Annotated in this window: 17 protein-coding genes; all 17 read right to left on the reverse strand. The window is 50.7% G+C overall.

From position 1 onward, the window contains the following. Positions 1-21 precede the first annotated feature (21 nt). Complete coding sequence (locus PsAD26_RS25600; RefSeq protein ID WP_208985858.1) at positions 22-465, reverse strand: nitrate reductase cytochrome c-type subunit; 444 nt, start codon at positions 463-465, stop codon at positions 22-24. Then, positions 462-1,391 (reverse strand): quinol dehydrogenase ferredoxin subunit NapH, encoded by a 930-nt coding sequence (gene napH / locus PsAD26_RS25605; RefSeq protein WP_063312644.1) that lies wholly within the window; start codon positions 1,389-1,391, stop codon positions 462-464. Before napH ends, PsAD26_RS25600 begins: the two co-directional genes overlap by 4 nt. After that, complete coding sequence (napG, locus tag PsAD26_RS25610) at positions 1,388-2,188, reverse strand: ferredoxin-type protein NapG (RefSeq protein WP_063300194.1); 801 nt, start codon at positions 2,186-2,188, stop codon at positions 1,388-1,390. The genes napH and napG overlap by 4 nt, the downstream gene beginning before the upstream one ends. 32 nt (positions 2,189-2,220) lie before the next feature. Beyond that, positions 2,221-4,710, reverse strand: coding sequence for a nitrate reductase catalytic subunit NapA (gene napA / locus PsAD26_RS25615; protein WP_063312645.1), 2,490 nt, complete (start codon positions 4,708-4,710; stop codon positions 2,221-2,223). Positions 4,711-4,723: 13 nt separating this feature from the next. After that, the gene (locus PsAD26_RS25620) at positions 4,724-4,984 is read right to left on the reverse strand and encodes a chaperone NapD (RefSeq protein ID WP_063312646.1); all 261 of its coding nucleotides are present in this window, start codon (positions 4,982-4,984) and stop codon (positions 4,724-4,726) included. Between the two features lie 962 nt (positions 4,985-5,946). Continuing rightward, positions 5,947-7,188, reverse strand: coding sequence for a carbohydrate porin (locus PsAD26_RS25630; protein WP_153041578.1), 1,242 nt, complete (start codon positions 7,186-7,188; stop codon positions 5,947-5,949). A 241-nt stretch (positions 7,189-7,429) separates the two neighbouring features. Continuing rightward, on the reverse strand, positions 7,430-7,678 hold the full coding sequence (locus PsAD26_RS25635; RefSeq protein WP_063312648.1) for a hypothetical protein: 249 nt from the start codon (positions 7,676-7,678) through the stop codon (positions 7,430-7,432). After that, positions 7,675-7,866 (reverse strand): hypothetical protein, encoded by a 192-nt coding sequence (locus tag PsAD26_RS25640; protein ID WP_063312649.1) that lies wholly within the window; start codon positions 7,864-7,866, stop codon positions 7,675-7,677. The genes PsAD26_RS25635 and PsAD26_RS25640 overlap by 4 nt, the downstream gene beginning before the upstream one ends. A 3-nt stretch (positions 7,867-7,869) precedes the next feature. After that, a complete protein-coding gene (locus PsAD26_RS25645; protein ID WP_193758358.1) occupies positions 7,870-9,813 on the reverse strand; it encodes a VWA domain-containing protein in 1,944 nt (647 codons plus the stop codon). A gap of 5 nt (positions 9,814-9,818) precedes the next feature. Next, positions 9,819-10,616, reverse strand: a complete 798-nt coding sequence (locus PsAD26_RS25650) for a CbbQ/NirQ/NorQ/GpvN family protein (RefSeq protein WP_063312651.1) — start codon at positions 10,614-10,616, stop codon at positions 9,819-9,821. Next, positions 10,616-12,001: a cbb3-type cytochrome c oxidase subunit I gene (locus PsAD26_RS25655; protein ID WP_057461264.1), complete on the reverse strand. Its 1,386-nt coding sequence runs from the start codon at positions 11,999-12,001 to the stop codon at positions 10,616-10,618. Before PsAD26_RS25655 ends, PsAD26_RS25650 begins: the two co-directional genes overlap by 1 nt. 11 nt (positions 12,002-12,012) lie before the next feature. Then, positions 12,013-12,465 (reverse strand): cytochrome c, encoded by a 453-nt coding sequence (locus PsAD26_RS25660; RefSeq protein WP_057461263.1) that lies wholly within the window; start codon positions 12,463-12,465, stop codon positions 12,013-12,015. Positions 12,466-12,654: 189 nt separating this feature from the next. Continuing rightward, positions 12,655-13,371: a Crp/Fnr family transcriptional regulator gene (locus tag PsAD26_RS25665; RefSeq protein WP_057461262.1), complete on the reverse strand. Its 717-nt coding sequence runs from the start codon at positions 13,369-13,371 to the stop codon at positions 12,655-12,657. 414 nt (positions 13,372-13,785) lie between these two features. Then, positions 13,786-14,616 (reverse strand): ABC transporter ATP-binding protein, encoded by an 831-nt coding sequence (locus PsAD26_RS25670; RefSeq protein WP_063312652.1) that lies wholly within the window; start codon positions 14,614-14,616, stop codon positions 13,786-13,788. After that, positions 14,603-15,463: an ABC transporter ATP-binding protein gene (locus PsAD26_RS25675; protein WP_063312653.1), complete on the reverse strand. Its 861-nt coding sequence runs from the start codon at positions 15,461-15,463 to the stop codon at positions 14,603-14,605. The genes PsAD26_RS25670 and PsAD26_RS25675 overlap by 14 nt, the downstream gene beginning before the upstream one ends. Before the next feature lie 11 nt (positions 15,464-15,474). Continuing rightward, a complete protein-coding gene (locus PsAD26_RS25680; RefSeq protein WP_057461258.1) occupies positions 15,475-16,416 on the reverse strand; it encodes an ABC transporter permease in 942 nt (313 codons plus the stop codon). Beyond that, positions 16,413-17,480: an ABC transporter permease gene (locus tag PsAD26_RS25685; RefSeq protein ID WP_063312654.1), complete on the reverse strand. Its 1,068-nt coding sequence runs from the start codon at positions 17,478-17,480 to the stop codon at positions 16,413-16,415. Before PsAD26_RS25685 ends, PsAD26_RS25680 begins: the two co-directional genes overlap by 4 nt. Positions 17,481-17,485: the final 5 nt, after the last annotated feature.

Below are 17,485 nucleotides of genomic sequence, written 5' to 3' on the forward strand. Positions count from 1 at the left end.
TCCTCCAGTCAGAAGTGCCATCTAGCGTTCGCTTGACGGAGTAAATTCATTCTCCACCAATGGATCAGCATCGACTTGAGGAACATGGCATTGCGTGCAGAACCAGCGTGTACCTGCAACTCGGTCCAGCTGACGTCCTTCACGGTCTGCATAATGTGTCATGGACAGGGTTGGTGCTTTTTTCTCACCTGCATTCGCCCAGTCGTGGCACGTCAGGCATTGGTTGACTTTCAGATCAACCTGATAAGCCTCAGTCTTGTGTGGCACCAATGGTGGTTGCTGGCGAAACTCACGGTTCACCCGAGTATTTTGCGGACGAGCAATCGGCTCGACGAAGACAGGTTCATCAACCTGTACACCCCTCAGTGACTTTACCCCCTCTGCATGTGCGTTCAAGGCAGCAAAGCCGGTAAGGTGCATAACCGCCATAATGGTGATAGCCTTCCAAGGCACTCCCGTTTTCATTTGTGACCTCCCATAGCTTTGGTCGTGACCGGATCGCGGGGGCCCGGTTCGATTGAAGTAGGTTGAATAAGTTGAGTATCGAAACGATGGGTGAAACTGAAAACATCCAGATCGCATACGTCGATACAGCGACCACAAGACGTGCAGTCTCGATTTACAATCAGCGGGGTGTCATCCCCTTTGCCTCGTAAAGCCGGAGAGATCACGTGGATCTCAGGGCAAACCTCGAAGCAGTCCATACAGTCATCACAGGCATCCCGGTTTTTTGCAGAAACCCGCAGCAAGCTCCTGGTGTTGAGCAGCCCATAGACAGCTCCCATAGGACAAAGATGCCCACACCAGCCATGCCGGGACACAAAGGTGTCGAACAAGAACACCATCAGCACCGCAGCCCAGGCAAACCCCATGCCGAACACCAATCCGCGGTGCAGCAAGGTCACAGGATTAACCAGCTCATAAGCAAGAGAGCCAGATCCGGCAGCAACCAGCAGCGTCATTGCCAGCACCCAATATCGGGTATGCTTTTTCGGCTGCCATCCTTTCTTCAGATCAAGCTTGCGATGCAGCCAATTGGCACTGTCGGTCACCACATTCATGGGACAAACCCATGAGCAATACAGCCGACCGCCAAAGACGGCATAGAAGCCAACCACAAGGGCAACACCAATCAAACCTGTCAGTTCAGGCCAATGTCCTGTCACCATAGTCTGCAGCAGCAGGAACGGATCTGTCAGAGGAAGGATATCCAGCGTCATGCTGGAGGTCAGAGTTCCTTTAACAATCCAGAGGCCAGCCCATGGCCCTGCAAGGAAGAGAGCCAGAATGAGCAATTGCGTGCTCCGTCTGAGCAACAGAAATCTGTTGCGCAGCACCCAGCTTCTCTTCTTCTCTTTTGGTACATGAGCGTCTAATGCATGAGTAGTCATGGCCGCCCCTTCCCTGGCTGGAATACGGGCTCAAATCCACCAGCATCCGGCACACGATCAGGTAGATCAATCACACCGGGTACCAACGCATTTCCTGCCTTGGCTTTTTCCTCCCAACCAAGCCGGTAGTGCTCAGCACTCTCAGCTCTGGCAATGCGGCGAGGAAGAACCTTGATCGCAGATTCCGGCAGAACACACGACTTCTCACATTTGCCACAGCCTGTGCAGACGTCTGCATAGACTGTTGGCGAAAAGACTGCGTGACTACCGGTCCGCGTGTTTGGTGTCATTTCGAGCGTGATCGCTTCATCAATCAGCGGGCAAACCCGATAACAAACCTCACACCGCAAACCGAGGAAGTTGAGGCAGTTCTCCTGATCGATCAGAACAGCCACACCCATATCAGCATCATCGATATCAGTAAGAGAATGATCCAGTGCTCCTGTCGGACAGGCAGCAACACAAGGAATATCCTCACACATTTCACAAGGCACATCGCGGGCTGTAAAGTATGGCGTTCCTGTTGCCGGGCCAGTTTCACCAAGCTCGGCGAGTTTCAGCGTGTCATATGGGCAATCGCGAACACACAGTCCGCATCGCACACACGCACTCAAAAACTCATCTTCAGGAAGAGCTCCGGGCGGTCTGATGGCGTCGGCGGGAAAAGCCTTAGCCTGCGCCTGATAGACCGTCAGAAACGTCGCAGCAACAGCGCAGCCACACGCTGTGCGGGCCGCGTCGCCAAGAAACTGGCGACGCTTTGCACTGCTGAGGCCTGTCTTTTTGAGATCAGACATGGTTCTTATCCATTGCTGCTCAGAGGGTTGCTCTAAGCGCTTTCCACCTTACAAGCGCACTTTTTGTAGTCGGTTTCTTTCGAAATCGGACAAGTGGCATCAAGTGTAAGCTTGTTGGCCAACTGGTTTGCATCGAAGAAAGGCATGTAAACCAAGCCTTTTGGAACCTTGTTCCGGCCTCTGGTTTCAAGCCGCGTCAGCACTTCACCACGACGAGTAGAGATAGTGACTTCCTGCCCTCTACGAAGGCCGCGTTCCCGTGCATCTTGCGGATGCATGAACAGAACAGCAGACGGGAATGCCCGGTGAAGCTCAGGGACGCGCTGAGTCATGGAACCTGTATGCCAATGTTCCAGCACACGCCCGGTGCAGAGCCAGAGGTCGTACTCGTTGTCTGGCACTTCTGCTGGCGGTTCATAAGGCGCAAAGATGATGTTCGCCTTACCATCAGGCTTACCGTAGAATTTAACGCCCTCGCCTTTTTTAACGTAAGGATCGTATCCTTCGCGGAAGCGATAAAGTGTTTCCTTGCCATCAACCACTGGCCAGCGGAGACCGCGTGCTTTGTGGTAGACGTCAAAGTCAGCCAAGTCGTGCGCATGACCACGCCCAAATCCGGCGTATTCTTCAAACAGTCCTTTTTGAACGTAGAAGCCGAAGTCTTCGGATTCATGGTTATTGAAGCCTTCTTTGACTTCAGAGACCGGGAACTTATCGACAACACCGTTTGCATAAAGCACTTCAAAGAGTGTCTTGCCGCGCAACTCAGGCATTTTGGCGAGCTGTTCTTCAGGCCAGACTTCCTCTGTCTTGAAGTACTTGGAGAACTCCATAACCTGCCAGACATCTGACATGGCTTCACCCGGAGCTTTCACCTGCTGACGCCAGAACTGGGTACGGCGCTCTGCGTTACCATAGGCTCCTTCTTTTTCCACCCACATGGCCGTTGGCAGAATAAGATCAGCAGCCATTGCTGTAACGGTTGGGTATGGATCAGAGACAACAATGAAGTTCTCAGGATTACGATACCCCGGCCAGCCTTCCTCATTCATATTAGGGGCTGCTTGCAGGTTGTTCGTGCACTGAACCCAATAGGCATTCAGCTTGCCATCTTTAAGCATGCGGTGATGCAGAACTGCATGGTAACCAGGCTTGGCAGGAATTGTTCCTTCAGGAATTTTCCAGGCAGTCTCACAGATTTCACGGTGCTTCGGATTTTTGACCACCATGTCTGCAGGCAGACGGTGCGCAAATGTTCCAACCTCACGGGCAGTACCACATGCAGATGGCTGACCCGTCAGAGAAAATGGACCATTGCCAGGCTCAGAGATCTTACCAGTGAGAAGATGAATGTTGTAGCAAAGGCTGTTCACCCAGCTGCCGCGTGAGTGCTGATTAAAGCCCATTGTCCAAAGAGACATAACCTTGCGGTTAGGATCAGCATAGATCTTCGCCAGCTTCAGAAGCTTTTCAGCCGGAACGCCAGACATTTCTTCTGCATACTCAAGCGTATACTTGGAAACGAGCTGCTTATATTCCTCAAAGTCAATCTTGGAGATCTTACCGGAGCCTGCATTTTCGGCAGCCTGCTCGCGCGGATCATTCGGACGCAAACCGTAACCGATATCTGTCGCGGTTTTGGTGATGTTGACGTGCTTGTTGACGAAGTCCCAGTTCACCGCATCATTTTCAATGATGTAGTTGGCGATGAAGTTGAGGATCACCAGATCCGTCTGTGGCGTAAACACCATGCCGTTGTCAGCAAGTTCAAAACAACGATGCTCGAAGGTGGAGAGCACATGAACTTCACAGCCCGGCTTGGTCAGACGGGTATCGGTAATACGTGACCAAAGGATTGGGTGCATCTCAGCCATGTTCGAGCCCCAAAGCACGAATGCATCGGCGAGCTCCATGTCATCATAACAACCCATTGGCTCATCAATACCGAAGGTACGAATGAAAGCAGCCACAGCCGATGCCATGCAATGGCGGGCATTCGGATCAATGTTGTTGGAACGCAGACCAGCTTTCATAAACTTGGAAGCAGCGTAACCTTCCCAGATGGTCCACTGACCAGAGCCAAACATACCAACTGCAGTTGGGCCTTTTTCCTTCAATGCGTCCTTGAACTTCTCGGACATGACAGTGAAAGCTTCATCCCAGGAAACAGGCTCAAACTCACCATGCTTGTCATAAACGCCAGCGGTTTTGCGAAGAAGCGGCGTTGTCAGGCGATCCTTGCCGTACATGATCTTGGAAAGGAAGTAGCCCTTGATACAGTTCAAGCCGCGGTTCACTGGCGCATCAGGATCACCTTGTGTGGCGACAACACGGTCGTCTTTAACACCTACAAGGAGAGAGCAGCCTGTTCCGCAAAAGCGGCAAACAGCCTTGTCCCAGCGTATATCGGAGGCTTTTCCCTGAGCCCCGGCGGACTTTGGTAAAGCGATGCCAGCCGCAGAAGCAGTTGCTGCAACCGCTGCTGACTTTATAATATCTCTGCGAGATGCCGTGATTGACATGTTTTGCCTCCCGTTAGGCCGCCTTCAAGTCAGGGTCGGTGTTTGGTTCGAATTGATGATAGGTAAGTGCAGCGGATACGACGCCCGGCGTCCGGTGAATTTCTAGCACCTGCTGATCAGCGAAGGACTCTTCCGTATCCTCTGCAGTCACAACGAGCTGGCTTGTATCCTCTTTGGTGATATGAACTTCCACGCCCGGCAGGGCGGACAATGCTTCAGAAACCTCTTGGGTTTGTCCCGCTAAACAACTAACGAGAACGCCACAAATGTTCATAGAACCTCCTCTTGGAGTTTAATTTCGCGCATTTCGATGGATCCATTGGGACAGGCAACAAGGCAGGCACCGCACCCGGTACAGGCTTCACTGTCCAAATCAGGAATTTGCTGGCCACCCAGGCCAAGATGAAATCGGATTGCCCTCAACTCACAAAAGTCAGCGCAAGCCCGGCACGCAATCTTTTGATAAGAAAGGCAGTTAGAGCCGATCGTTGCTTTCATTGCCCAAGGTGCGGCTCCGGTCTTGACCAGTGCTCCCTCTTTGCAAACGTCGACGCACGCTTCACAGAAGGTGCAGGGTCCCACTCCAAAATCGACAACAGCCAACCTACTCCGCTCAGAAATTCGAAGGATCTTTTCAGGACACGCCGAAACACAGTCACCGCAACCGGTGCATACACCGGAAAATTCAACTTTACCAATACTGTAAGGCGGACACGGCTTATCCTCCGCATACTTGGACATACCAAGAAAATGCCGCCTTCCCATCTGCGTTTGCATGATAGAATCAACTTTTCAACTGAACTGAGAAAAATATATCAACGAGATTACTTTTGTATTTTGATTGCAATCAAATTGAATGCTTCAGAAATACTAGTACGAATAACTCAAGATTTAAATTTAACTTGAGTTTACATCTCACGTTTCCGTGATAATTTAGCTTTTATCCATATTTCAAATTACTTCAAACTAAACTAATTTAGTGATTCCTGAAGTAAAGTCAGTGCGTTCATCAGAGCACCTCAAAATTCAGGCCTGAAACCAACTATTTTAAAGCTGAAATTTTGTATTGCTTTTCTGAAGGCCAGAGCACTTTGCAGAACGAGTGAGCGCACACAAAAACACAAAGATTACAGTGGATTTCCACGTACTTTTTCTTTGTCGTGCATGGATGGTTTTTGCAAGTGATTTGCACTCTCGAAAACGAGCTATTTTTCTGAAAAAACAACGTCTTTGGACCTAAAAATCAACGGACATTTCGAAGCCAACAACCCACGCATCAGAGATATTTGTCTGTCCATTTGGGTTCACCACATACTGCCCATCAACTGTCGTATAGAACCATTCCGTAAACTGGAAACGATGGTTGATCTCAAACACCAGTTCAAAGGTCTGTCCCGGCAAATCATCGCTGAAGAAACCAAGATAAAATGCACCTGCCGTGATGTCATTATCGCGGCTATCAAGCAGCCCTTTGTAGTAAGCGCCACCACTCACTCCATAAGGCAAACTGTTGATGCTTTGTTGTGGCGCAAATGTAAAAAGCCCCCAAAGATTAAGACCTTGATCCGCTTGCTCTTCATAAACCATCTGGTTCGCAATGAAGTATAGCCCCCAGTTACCCTCTTCCGTCGCATTGGCATCGGTAAATGGCGTGTAGTCACTGGTGTCATAATAACCACCAAGCATATACCGCCCCGGTAAATAAGCGCTGGTCTTCTCCTGCCCGACCAAAACACCACCTTCTGCAATCACCAGTACACCGTCTTCAGGATTGAACTTAAAGTTAAGTCCCTGACTGTCGTTGTCCTGCGCATTCAGGTCCGCATTATAAGCACCGACAGAAAGATAAAGGGATTCCTGCGGTTTAAGCGTTCCTCTAACACCCCATTGACTGAAAGGAGGTGTCGTAAACGACGGCAAGTTTTCCAACAATTGTACGGGATTCCCGTTGACACCACTGTTCACGTAGAGAGGGAACGCATCGCTGTAAGCGAAGTCAGTCCCCGTAGAGAGGCGGCCTATCGCAATCTCCACTCGATCATTCGCAAGCCTCTGCAAAATGTTCATCTGCGAAATGCCGAAAACATCTCCGATAAAGATCTGCGCAACATCAAAAACATTATTGATATCTTCGCCGGATAGATCCCGCCCCAAACCTTGATACAAACCAAAGCTAAAGCTGGTTCCATTCAAACCCAGCAGTTTTTGAAGATCAAAGTCGATACTTGCATCAAGCGCACCTGCATAAGCAGCACTTTGCCGTTCGCCGCCAACCGGATTTGCCATAATATCATGGGTGTAATTGAGCTCTGGATCGATACCCATATCGTTGAGTTTCGTCCGGTATCCGCCCCAATCTCCGGTCGCCGTCTCCCAATCACCCCAGTTCAGTGGCCAGCGAGAATTCTGCGCTTGCGCAATACCATTGAAAACCGCGCAAAAACAAAGACATGCAAGCAGAAGGCGGCCCTGCTTCATCAAACTAGCTAGCGATATTGGGGCAACAGACGCTCGCAACTGTTGTCTCTCCTGTCAGGAAACACCAAATCAGATGGAACTCAGCACAACTCCAGCAGAACAACACTATGCTGGCATATTAATTTTTGCTTCTGAATTGATAAAACTGTCAGTCAGAACAATCAGATGAACACTGCGCACAAAAAAAAAAGCGCGATCTATATAGATCGCGCTCGACTTCCGATGCTCGCAAAGCAGTTAATCAGTCCAGCAAACCATCCGATTTATCCATGAGGTACCGGATATGTTTTGCAAAGGGATACGCAAACGGATAACCCAAAACAACGCCACCAGCCATCGCCATGTAAGGTGACATCACCGGCCATCCAACCCATGAAAAAATCAGCGACAAGAAGAAAAGGTTGATACCGACCGCGCCAATACCCAGCGGGTAAAGATAGAGTGCCAGCCTTCTTACACTGATGCGATTGCTGAGGTCTTCTTCGCTCATCTGCCTTTTACAACCCTGTGCACGACATAAAGTGAGACAACCAGCATAACGGTAGCGAAACCAAACCACAGCTCAGCAGTCGCACTTTGTGGCTGAGGCACAGGACGTTGGTATCCAGAAATTGCAGCCATTGCGGACAAAGGCAGCAGACCTGCCATAAAGCCCATAACCATATAGAAAAGCTTCATAATCTAATACTCCCTTGTCAGGCTTCTATAGATATCCGGCAGCGCGCGTGTAAGACGCTCCGGATTTGGGAAGAGCGTATAACCACCTTTGCCAAAGATACGGGCAAACCAATCCTGCCCATCCTCATCAACAATCACACCATGAACGGCCATGCCTTGTTTGCGGGCTTCACGAACAGCCATGTGGCTGTCTTCAATGCCGTGAATACCTTCATAGTGATCAAGATCGTTCGGCTTTCCATCTGTTAGTACAAGCAAAAGCTTCCGCTGTGTTTGCTGCAAGGCAAGCTGCGCAGTTGTATGCCGGATTGCCGCTCCCAACCGGGTGTAATAGCAAGGCTTGAGCGACCCAATCTTCGCGATCACCTGATCAGTCATCGGTTCATTGAAGTCTTTGGCTTTATTCATGAAAACACGATCTCGCTTCAGGGAGGAGAACCCCCAGACACCAAGATGATCCCCACTTGCATCAATACCACCAGACAGAGCAGCAAGTGCGGCCCCCGCAATCTCGATAACACTGGAATCACCAACCGCACTTTCGGTAGAACGGGATGTATCAAGCAACATAGCTACGGAAAGATCGCGCTCAACAGCACGTGCATCCTGAAAAATACGGTCTGATGCATAACCCGAAGCTTTCAGATCAACCTGAGCCGTCACCAAAGCATCCAGATCCAGCTCGCTGCCCTCAGCCTGCCGCATCTGCATGATCCGCTTTGGACGCAAGGCTTCAAACTGGCGTTTCACCTGACGAATACGGCGCTTATGATAAGGATCAGTCAGCAGCACGCTCTCATAATCGGGCTCGGCATCCTTCTCCAGAACACGACAATGATCTTCCAAAAACTTACGTTGACGGTGATCCCACTCAGGATATGTGAACTTGTCGGAAAGGCGTTCGTGGTCTGCATCTTCTGGAGACAAGTCCAGGTGCAAACGCAAACGCGTCGCTGCTTTCCGCTGATTTTTCGAAAGGCTGATATAATCTTGGTCATCAGCAGCTTTCTGCGCATTTTCCTCTTCGTCATCATCGGTACTACGATTGAGGTTCATGCTTTCTACCCAGGAGAGGATGGCCTCAAACCGGTGTAGAATAAAACTGTCTTTACGATCCGCTTGCTCGCGTTTTTCACGCTTTGCCTTGCGTTTCGTTGTAGCACTTGATCCTTGCGGCGTTGGCGGAGCTTGCTCATCCGAGCGCTCTTCGCCTCGTTCACCATTAACCAACTCGCTCGATACCCAGATCGGCACAGGCGCAAAGGGGCAATAGCCGTTAGGAGCTTTCAGCTTCCAACGCTCATCAACACATTCCATCGCCTTGCGGATGCTAGCGCTTGTGCTGGAAACGGCACGCGGCCCACCCAGCAATTCCAGAACGATAGCTTCAACCGCAGCTTCCCACTCAGGAAGACTTGGACGCTTGCGGGTTTGTAAAAGGAATTCGCAGGACTGACGGAAAAAATCATGAAGACCAACGCACTTTTCCCAAACACGCTCAATCGCTTGTTTGGCCAAAGCCAATGCCTGAACATCCGCCTGTAATGGATCTTCTGGCTTTGCCTGCACATCGCAGTTCGCTGCAAATGCAGCAAGCCAGATGTAATGGGCCCGGTTCATTTCTGCCTTAGGAAACACGCCAAGAACCGGAGGAAGCCTCAAACGCTCGCCGTCAAACTCTGGCAGAAAGATTGTTTCTGCAGCGTTGCCAAGCTTACGCTTTACGGGCATGCGGTAGGTTGAAGCCGTCGCCGGAGCTTGACTGATCTCGACTTTAGCTTCACCACCTAACCCGCGAAACACCACTTGCACGGAGGTGCGAAGCTTAGCCAGCTCGACCTCCATATCCTCATGGTGCACTGGAGCACCCAGGCTTGAAGCATAATCATGCCACAGATTACCTACGGCTTCTTCAGGCTCTAAAAACTCCAGTATTTGCTCTTTCATCAGGCTCACCCGTAAACAACTGCGATCAAATCACGAAGCGCAACCTGAACATCAGGCTCATCACTCAATGGTTCAACAACAGAGTATTGCAGTGCTTTCTCGACTGGCATACCACCAGCAATCAGGGATGCAGCATAAATCAGCAAGCGAGTGGAAACACCCTCTTCCAGATCCAGGCTGGAAAGACCACGGATATGGCCGGCAAGACGAACCAAGGATTTGGAACGCTCAACATCCAGTCCGCTTTCTTTAGCAACAACCTGCACTTCAGTTTCCGCATCAGGGAAATCGAAGGTGGTTGAAAGGAAGCGCTGCCGTGTGGAAGGCTTCATCTGCTTCAGAACGTTCTGATAGCCGGGGTTGTAGCTGGCAACGAGCATAAAGTTCGGTGGAGCTTGCAGCTCTTCGCCAGTTCTCTCAATGATGAGACGACGACGGTTATCAGTCAACGGGTGCAAAACAACCGCAACGTCTTTCCGTGCTTCAATCACTTCATCAAGATAGCAGATCGCACCTTCGCGAACAGCGCGGGTCAGCGGGCCATCAACCCACTCAGTCACGCCGCCTTTAAGCAGGTAACGACCAATTAGGTCTGCTGCGGAAAGATCATCGTGGCAAGCCACGGTGTAGATCGGGCGACCCAGCTTTGCGGCCATGTGTTCCACAAAGCGGGTTTTACCGCAGCCCGTCGGCCCCTTCAAAAGAAGGGGCAGACCTTTGTTAAAAGCCGTTTCAAATAATGCACATTCATCGGCGATAGGCTGATAATAGGGCACATCAAAAACGTGGTTCTGTACAGTCATTAACGACCACCTTCCAGAACTGCTTGGGCTTCAGGAGTACTACCGGTCGTTGGTTTGGAACCAGAGTTCGCTGTAAACAATTCCTTGCGCGGTACGAGCAGGGAGTAGATGAACAGCAGAGCACCAATCACAACAGCTGCACCAGCACCAAAGCGCATGATGTAGAACACTGTCAGCTGGTCCTGTACGGACATGAAGTCTTCACCAACAACACGCTGCATGTGTGTCTGGATGGTTCCAGCAAACGTCAGCACGAAGGTCATGAAGGACATACCACCAGTCATGAGCCAGAAGCTGCCCATGTTGAGAACCTGGTTGTATGGATTACGACCCTTAAGCAATGGCATTGCGTAAGTGAAGATCGCAAGGTTCAGAGCAACGTATGCGCCGAAGAAGGCAAGGTGACCATGCGCTGCAGTGATCTGCGTACCGTGTGAGTAGAAGTTCACACCGTGCAGAGTATGCAGGAAGCCCCATACGCCAGCGCCGAAGAACGCGACAGTTGCAGAACCAAGTGACCACAGCAGAGCTGCTTTGTTTGGATGGTTCTTACGACCTTTCCAGACCATGACGAAGGAGAAGGTCATCATCAGGAAGAATGGTATGACTTCCAGAGTAGAGAAGACGGAACCAATCCACTGCCAGTAGCCGGGCAAGCCGATCCAATAATAGTGGTGTCCTGTACCAAGAATACCGGAGAACAGAGCAGTCGCTACGATGATGTAGAGCCACTTCTCGATCACTTCGCGGTCAACACCGGTGAGTTTCAGCATCAGGAAGCCAAGGATGGAAGCCATCACAAGTTCCCAGGTACCTTCTACCCAAAGGTGAACAACGTACCACCAGTACATTTTATCAAGGCTCAGGTTGTCTGGGTTGTAGAATGCAAACAGCCACAGCAGGGAAAGAGCCCAAAGGCCAATCACCAGAATGTTTGTGATCGCAGTCTTACGACCTTTCAACACAGTCATTGAGATGTTGAAGAGGAAGATCAACGCAGCAACAAGAATGCCGACTTTAACCCAGAGCGGCTGCTCAAGGAATTCACGGCCTTCATGGATGCCCATGATGTAACTGACAACAGCACCCAGTGTACCAACCACAAGAATGATCAGCTGAATGTAAGCGAGCTTAACGGAGTGGATCTCACGTTCGCTCTCTTCCGGGATGATGAAGTAAGCCGCACCAAAGAAGCCCAGCAGAAGCCAGACGATCAGTGCGTTGGTGTGCAACATGCGAACGATGTTGAACGGCAGCAACTCCGAAAGGAAGTTAGGTGCAACATAAATCCAGCCAGCGAGCAAACCGCCCAGAACCTGGATTGCGAATAGGCCAAGCGCAGCTACGAAGTAGGCATACGCGACTTTTTGAGAACTGTATTTCATAATACCACCCCTTAACCAGCGTCGTTCGGTGGCCAGTCTTGCGTGTTGGTCTTGTCAGCCCAACGCAAGAATTCAGAGAGGCCGCGGACTTCTTCTTTGGTCAGATCGAAGAAAGGCATCTGGCGACGACCTTCGATGCGGCTCGGCTGAGCTTCCATCCAAGAGCCAAGGGTCTCAGCTGCATCATCCGGATCATCCAGCACGCCCCAACGTGTCATCACATTGCCGACTTCAGGAGCAAAGTAAGCGCCTTCCCCGTGCAACGTATGGCAGTTGATGCAAGCATGCTTTTCCCAAACGTGCTTTCCGAGGACAACCTCGTCAGTGAGATCAGCTTTTGAAGTCGATTCATTGACGACGTAAAGGTGGCTGTCGATTGAGAGCACGGCAAATATGCCTATGAAGAATAAGGATCCCCCATAAAAAATATTTCGTGCCCGCGATTTTGTAAGGAATTCTGACATCTACGGAATCCTATCGTGGTTACGGTCCCGAAGATGATAAAATTGACGCCACTGGGGAAGTTTGTGCTAGAACAACCTATTCGGTAATTACCGGATATAGGAGAAAAACACATTTAAAAACAAGAGGATATAAAATCGAGAATACTGGTATTTATGCCTAGTAACACTCAGGCAATCGCTCAACGGTACTCAAGAGTCAGCCATTGGGTCCAAATCAGCCAGAGTCTTCAGCTTATTCATCTCCGTCACGATGACCTTTTTGCGCCCGCTATTCACAATTCCCTGTTTTTCCCAAGCGCTTAGCAAACGGCTCACAGTGTACAAAGTTGTACCTGTCATCTCAGAGATATTCTGGCGTGTGAGAGGAAAATCAATTTCCATTCCCTCATCGGTGATGCGGCTGCTTTGGATTGCAAGCCTCAGCAAAGCACGTGCAACACGCTGCTCAACCTGCTGTGTTGCCAGTTCCAGAATGTGGTTGTTCGCTTCAGAGATACGCTCTCCGACGGTTTTGTAGGTTTCCGTCGCAAATCCATCGTACTTTTCGACAAACGTCTTCCAGAGACTTGTTGGCCAGAACAGCACAAGGCAGTCATCAATCGCCACAGCACTGGCTGGGTAAGTCGTCCTGCCAATTGCGGAGGCAATGCCCATAAGCTCGCCACTGACGATGTGACGCGCAATCACCTGATCTCCGGAAGCCGTGGTGCGAATAACGCGCACATGACCGTCCAACAGCAGGAAAAACCGCTCCGCTGGCTCATGCTCTTCGAAAATAGCCTGACCCGCGCTGAAACGCTTTGGCGTCGCTGCGTCCAAAATCTCTCTGATATCAACGCGTTCCAGCTTTCGGAACGGAGGAATATGGGAAATAAGATTTTCGTCAAGACTTCTCAAAGAAGACACCGTAGATCAATTAGAAAACACCCAAGCCAATCTGCGAGTGTTTCAGCTTATGTACTCGTAGGATTAAGCCGGTTGGTTATAACAGAAAACATTAAGAAATTCACAGTGAACTCATTGGTGTAAGCCATTTTCTGCACATGAGTTCCAACTATCATATAGGCGCTACGTTTTTCTCCACCAACGAGTTAGTTTTTAACCGTTTTCTGAAAGGAAATTTGCTTCAGGAAGAGGTGGAAGCGACCCAGTGTGAGATCAAAAAAAGACGCAAAGAGAATCAGAGACCTATCAGAAATTCACAATGTGTCGTTGCCCTTCGGCAAAGACTCTCGCCCAACGACTTGGGCGATATAGTCTAAATAACAAAAGCCCCACCACATGGGCGGGGCTTTCAGGTCTCGTCATATGCCTTGCAGATCAGCTGTCGCCGAAGAACTCCGCATCATACCCCATGGAGGCTTTAAGCAGCTCCTGTGTGTAAGCTGTCTCTGGTGTGGAGCTTCGCATCGCTTCCACATCCATCACCTCAACAACCTCACCATGCTGCATCACGGCAATCTCATCACACATATGCGCAACCACAGCCAGATCATGCGTCACCATCACATAAGTAAGGTTATGCTCCTTACGCAGATCAGCAAACAGGTTCAGAATTTCCGCCTGCACAGACACATCCAACGCTGAAGTTGGCTCATCCAATAACAGGATCTCCGGCTCCAACATCAAAGCACGTGCAACAGCCACACGCTGTCGCTGGCCACCGGAAAGCTGATGCGGATACCGGAAACGGAAATCGGCGCCAAGCCCCACATCATCCAAAGCCCGAAGCACACGACCATCAACATCATCAAACCCATGTAATTTCAGGGGTTCTGACAAAACTCTGTCTACAGTATGGCGTGGATGCAAGGACGCATAGGGATCCTGAAAAACCATCTGAATCTTACGGGCGAAAGCCTTATCGCGCTTATGTGAGACAGGTGCACCATCAATATCGATCTCACCATCCCAGCTCTCAACGAGCCCACACACAGCGCGCAACACAGTTGATTTACCTGAACCAGATTCACCGACAATACCAAAACTGCCGCCTTGCTGAACCTTGACGCTCACATTCTTGACAGCCTGAAAGCGATCCGCTCCCTCACCGAAATAGACGTTGAGGTCTTTAATCTCGAGGCGAGCATTCTTTGTTGCTTCCGCAAGCCATGGCTTACGTTCCATCACAGCACTATCAGACCCGGGCATCGACACTGACCTCCTGCTTCCAACTGTCCTGACGTTGCAGAGCTTCAAGGCGCCCCTTGGGCTCCTCAATGCGTGGCAACGCGTTCAGCAACCCACGTGTATAAGGATGTGTCGCATTATGCAGCTCACTGGCCTTACAGGTCTCCACAATACGTCCAGCGTACATAATGATGATGCGGTCACAGAACGAGGAGACAAGGTTCAGATCGTGACTGATGAAAATCAGCCCCATCCCGCGCTCCTGCACCAACTTGTCCATAATCGCCAGCACCTTCATCTGCACAGTCACGTCCAATGCAGAGGTCGGTTCATCAGCAATCAGCAGTTTTGGATCGGTGATCAGCATCATCGCGATCATCACACGCTGCCCCATACCGCCTGAAAGCTCATGCGGGTAGGAGTCGAACACACGCTCAGGATTACGGATCTGAACAGCCTCCAGCATCTCCAGAGCGCCCTGACGAGCCTCAAGACGAGAGGACTTGGTATGCAGGCGAAGAGCCTCACAAATCTGCTTGCCAACCGTGTGAACAGGGTTCAGTGAAAACTTCGGATCCTGCATCACCATGGAGATCTGGTGCCCACGGATCTTCCGCATCTGTCGTTCCGAATAGTCCAGCAGATTTTCACCATTGAACATAATCGACTTGGCTTCCATCTGCCCCGGAGACCGGATCAGACGCAAAATACTCCGCCCGGTCATAGATTTACCGGAGCCACTTTCGCCCACAATGCCAACGCGCTCACGCCCGACAGAGAACGAAATACCACGAACCGCATCAACGGTACCGCTACGTGTTGGGAAACGAACCCAAAGGTCCTCAACGCTTAAAAGCGTATCACTCATGGTTCTCTCCCCTAGCTCTGGCTCTTTTTCGGATCAAGAATATCGCGCAGACCATCACCCAACAGGTTGAAGCCCAAAGACACGATAAAGATCGCCATACCCGGCATGGCAGCAACCCACCAGTGATCCAGAATAAACTTGCGACCAGCAGAGATCATTGCACCCCACTCAGGCTCTGGAGGCTGGGCACCAAGACCAAGGAAACCAAGGCCGGCAGCTGTCAGAATAATACCAGCCATATCAAGCGTCACACGAACGATGATGGAGGACAGGCACAACGGCCACACATGCCCGATGATGATGTGCATGACACCAGCCCCCTGCAAACGCACAGCGCTGATGTAATCCGCATTACGAATGGTCAGCGTTTCAGCGCGAGCAATACGCGCATACGGAGGCCATGCCGTCAGGCTGATCGCAATAATCGCACTCTCGATACCAGCCCCAAGCGCAGCAACGAAGGCAAGCGCCAGAATAAGCTTGGGAAACGCCAGGAAGATATCAACCAAACGCATAAGCGCCTGATCAACCCAGCCGCCCAGGTAACCCGCAACAGTTCCAATCAGCAAACCGAAAACCGGAGCTGTGAACGCAACGATGCCCACGATCAGAAGCGTGATACGAGATCCGTAAACGAGGCGGCTCCAGATATCACGGCCAAGCTCATCAGTTCCAAGCAGGTGACCATCCACCCCCGGCGCAGTCAAACGCTTGGCAAGATCTTGGGCATTTGGCTCAGTTGTTGCCAGCAGAGGCGCAAAAATCGCCATCAGAACCAGGCTCAGAATAATCAGGAACCCGAGAAACGCGAGCTTGTTTTCATAGAGTTTCATCCACCCCATATAAAATTGCACAGCGCGCGCATGTCCGCGGGATGTAGGTGCATCAGAGGAGAGCCATGCTTTCAAGCCAGCTCTGTCAGGCACGTTAGATTTTACAGGTGCTGTTGTCATCGTGCCCTCGGATCAACCACTTTGTACATGAAGTCAGAGAAGAGATTGAGGCCCACAAAGATAGCACCAACCACAACTGTTCCACCCAGCACCGCATTCATATCGGCAGAAAGCAGAGCATTGGTGATGTAGTTGCCCAGACCCGGCCATGAGAAGATAATCTCTGTCAGCACAGACCCTTCCAGCAGGTTCGCATAGGAAAGCGCGATCACTGTAATAAGCGGGATCATCACATTCGGCAGCGCATGACGCCAGATCACAGCAGTCTCAGAAACACCCTTCACACGCGCGGTGGTGATGTACTCCTGAGAGAACTGTTCCAACATGAACGAGCGGGTCATACGGGAAATGTAAGCAATAGAATAATAGCCGAGAATACTTGCAGGCAGAATGATGTGGCTCACCGCATTCCAGAAGATCTCAATCTCTCCTGCGATCAGGCTATCGATGAGGATCATGCCCGAAACAACAGGAACAATGTCTTCATAATAGATGTCAATACGACCCGGGCCACTAACCCAGCCAAGAACACCGTAAAAAATCAAGAGACCCATCAAGCCAAACCAGAAGATCGGCATGGAATAGCCAAACAGGCCAACAAGGCGGATCAGCTGGTCAGGCCAGCGGCCTTCATTCACAGCAGCCAAAACTCCCATCGGCACACCAATACCAACACCAGCGATCGTCGCAAGAGTTGCAAGCTCTAATGTAGCCGGGAAAACGCGGACGATATCCTCAACAACGGGCCGCGCTGTCAGCGTCGACATCCCGAAGTCACCCATCGCCACCTGTTTCAAGAACAGCAAAAACTGCACATAAAGCGGCTGATCAAGACCCATGGCTTTGTAGGCAGCTTCATAGATTTCCTGAGAAGCACGCTCACCAACAACCGCGAGGACCGGGTCGACTGGCATAACACGCGCAATAATGAAGGTGACGAAAAGAAGCCCCACCATAGTGATGGCAATGGAGAAAAGGCCAGCGATTAAACCTTTTAAAATCTTGTAGAGCGGCGAGGTAAACCCTCGCCGCGCCACAGTCGCTGTAGAGTCAGCGATGCTCATTTGTG

Origin of the sequence: Pseudovibrio sp. Ad26 (genome assembly GCF_001623285.1) — a bacterium.
GTDB lineage: Bacteria > Pseudomonadota > Alphaproteobacteria > Rhizobiales > Stappiaceae > Pseudovibrio > Pseudovibrio ascidiaceicola.

Bases quoted from the DNA above. Each gene is read 5' to 3' on its own strand.
- napH (WP_063312644.1), bottom strand. From the start codon at position 1,391: ATGACTACTCATGCATTAGACGCTCATGTACCAAAAGAGAAGAAGAGA.
- PsAD26_RS25685 (WP_063312654.1), bottom strand. From the start codon at position 17,480: ATGAGCATCGCTGACTCTACAGCGACTGTGGCGCGGCGAGGGTTTACC.
- PsAD26_RS25600 (WP_208985858.1), bottom strand. From the start codon at position 465: ATGAAAACGGGAGTGCCTTGGAAGGCTATCACCATTATGGCGGTTATG.
- PsAD26_RS25630 (WP_153041578.1), bottom strand. From the start codon at position 7,188: ATGAAGCAGGGCCGCCTTCTGCTTGCATGTCTTTGTTTTTGCGCGGTT.
- PsAD26_RS25640 (WP_063312649.1), bottom strand. From the start codon at position 7,866: ATGAAGCTTTTCTATATGGTTATGGGCTTTATGGCAGGTCTGCTGCCT.
- PsAD26_RS25680 (WP_057461258.1), bottom strand. From the start codon at position 16,416: ATGACAACAGCACCTGTAAAATCTAACGTGCCTGACAGAGCTGGCTTG.
- napA (WP_063312645.1), bottom strand. From the start codon at position 4,710: ATGTCAATCACGGCATCTCGCAGAGATATTATAAAGTCAGCAGCGGTT.
- PsAD26_RS25670 (WP_063312652.1), bottom strand. From the start codon at position 14,616: ATGCCCGGGTCTGATAGTGCTGTGATGGAACGTAAGCCATGGCTTGCG.
- PsAD26_RS25635 (WP_063312648.1), bottom strand. From the start codon at position 7,678: ATGAGCGAAGAAGACCTCAGCAATCGCATCAGTGTAAGAAGGCTGGCA.
- PsAD26_RS25645 (WP_193758358.1), bottom strand. From the start codon at position 9,813: ATGAAAGAGCAAATACTGGAGTTTTTAGAGCCTGAAGAAGCCGTAGGT.
- PsAD26_RS25650 (WP_063312651.1), bottom strand. From the start codon at position 10,616: ATGACTGTACAGAACCACGTTTTTGATGTGCCCTATTATCAGCCTATC.
- PsAD26_RS25620 (WP_063312646.1), bottom strand. From the start codon at position 4,984: ATGAACATTTGTGGCGTTCTCGTTAGTTGTTTAGCGGGACAAACCCAA.
- PsAD26_RS25655 (WP_057461264.1), bottom strand. From the start codon at position 12,001: ATGAAATACAGTTCTCAAAAAGTCGCGTATGCCTACTTCGTAGCTGCG.
- napG (WP_063300194.1), bottom strand. From the start codon at position 2,188: ATGTCTGATCTCAAAAAGACAGGCCTCAGCAGTGCAAAGCGTCGCCAG.
- PsAD26_RS25660 (WP_057461263.1), bottom strand. From the start codon at position 12,465: ATGTCAGAATTCCTTACAAAATCGCGGGCACGAAATATTTTTTATGGG.
- PsAD26_RS25675 (WP_063312653.1), bottom strand. From the start codon at position 15,463: ATGAGTGATACGCTTTTAAGCGTTGAGGACCTTTGGGTTCGTTTCCCA.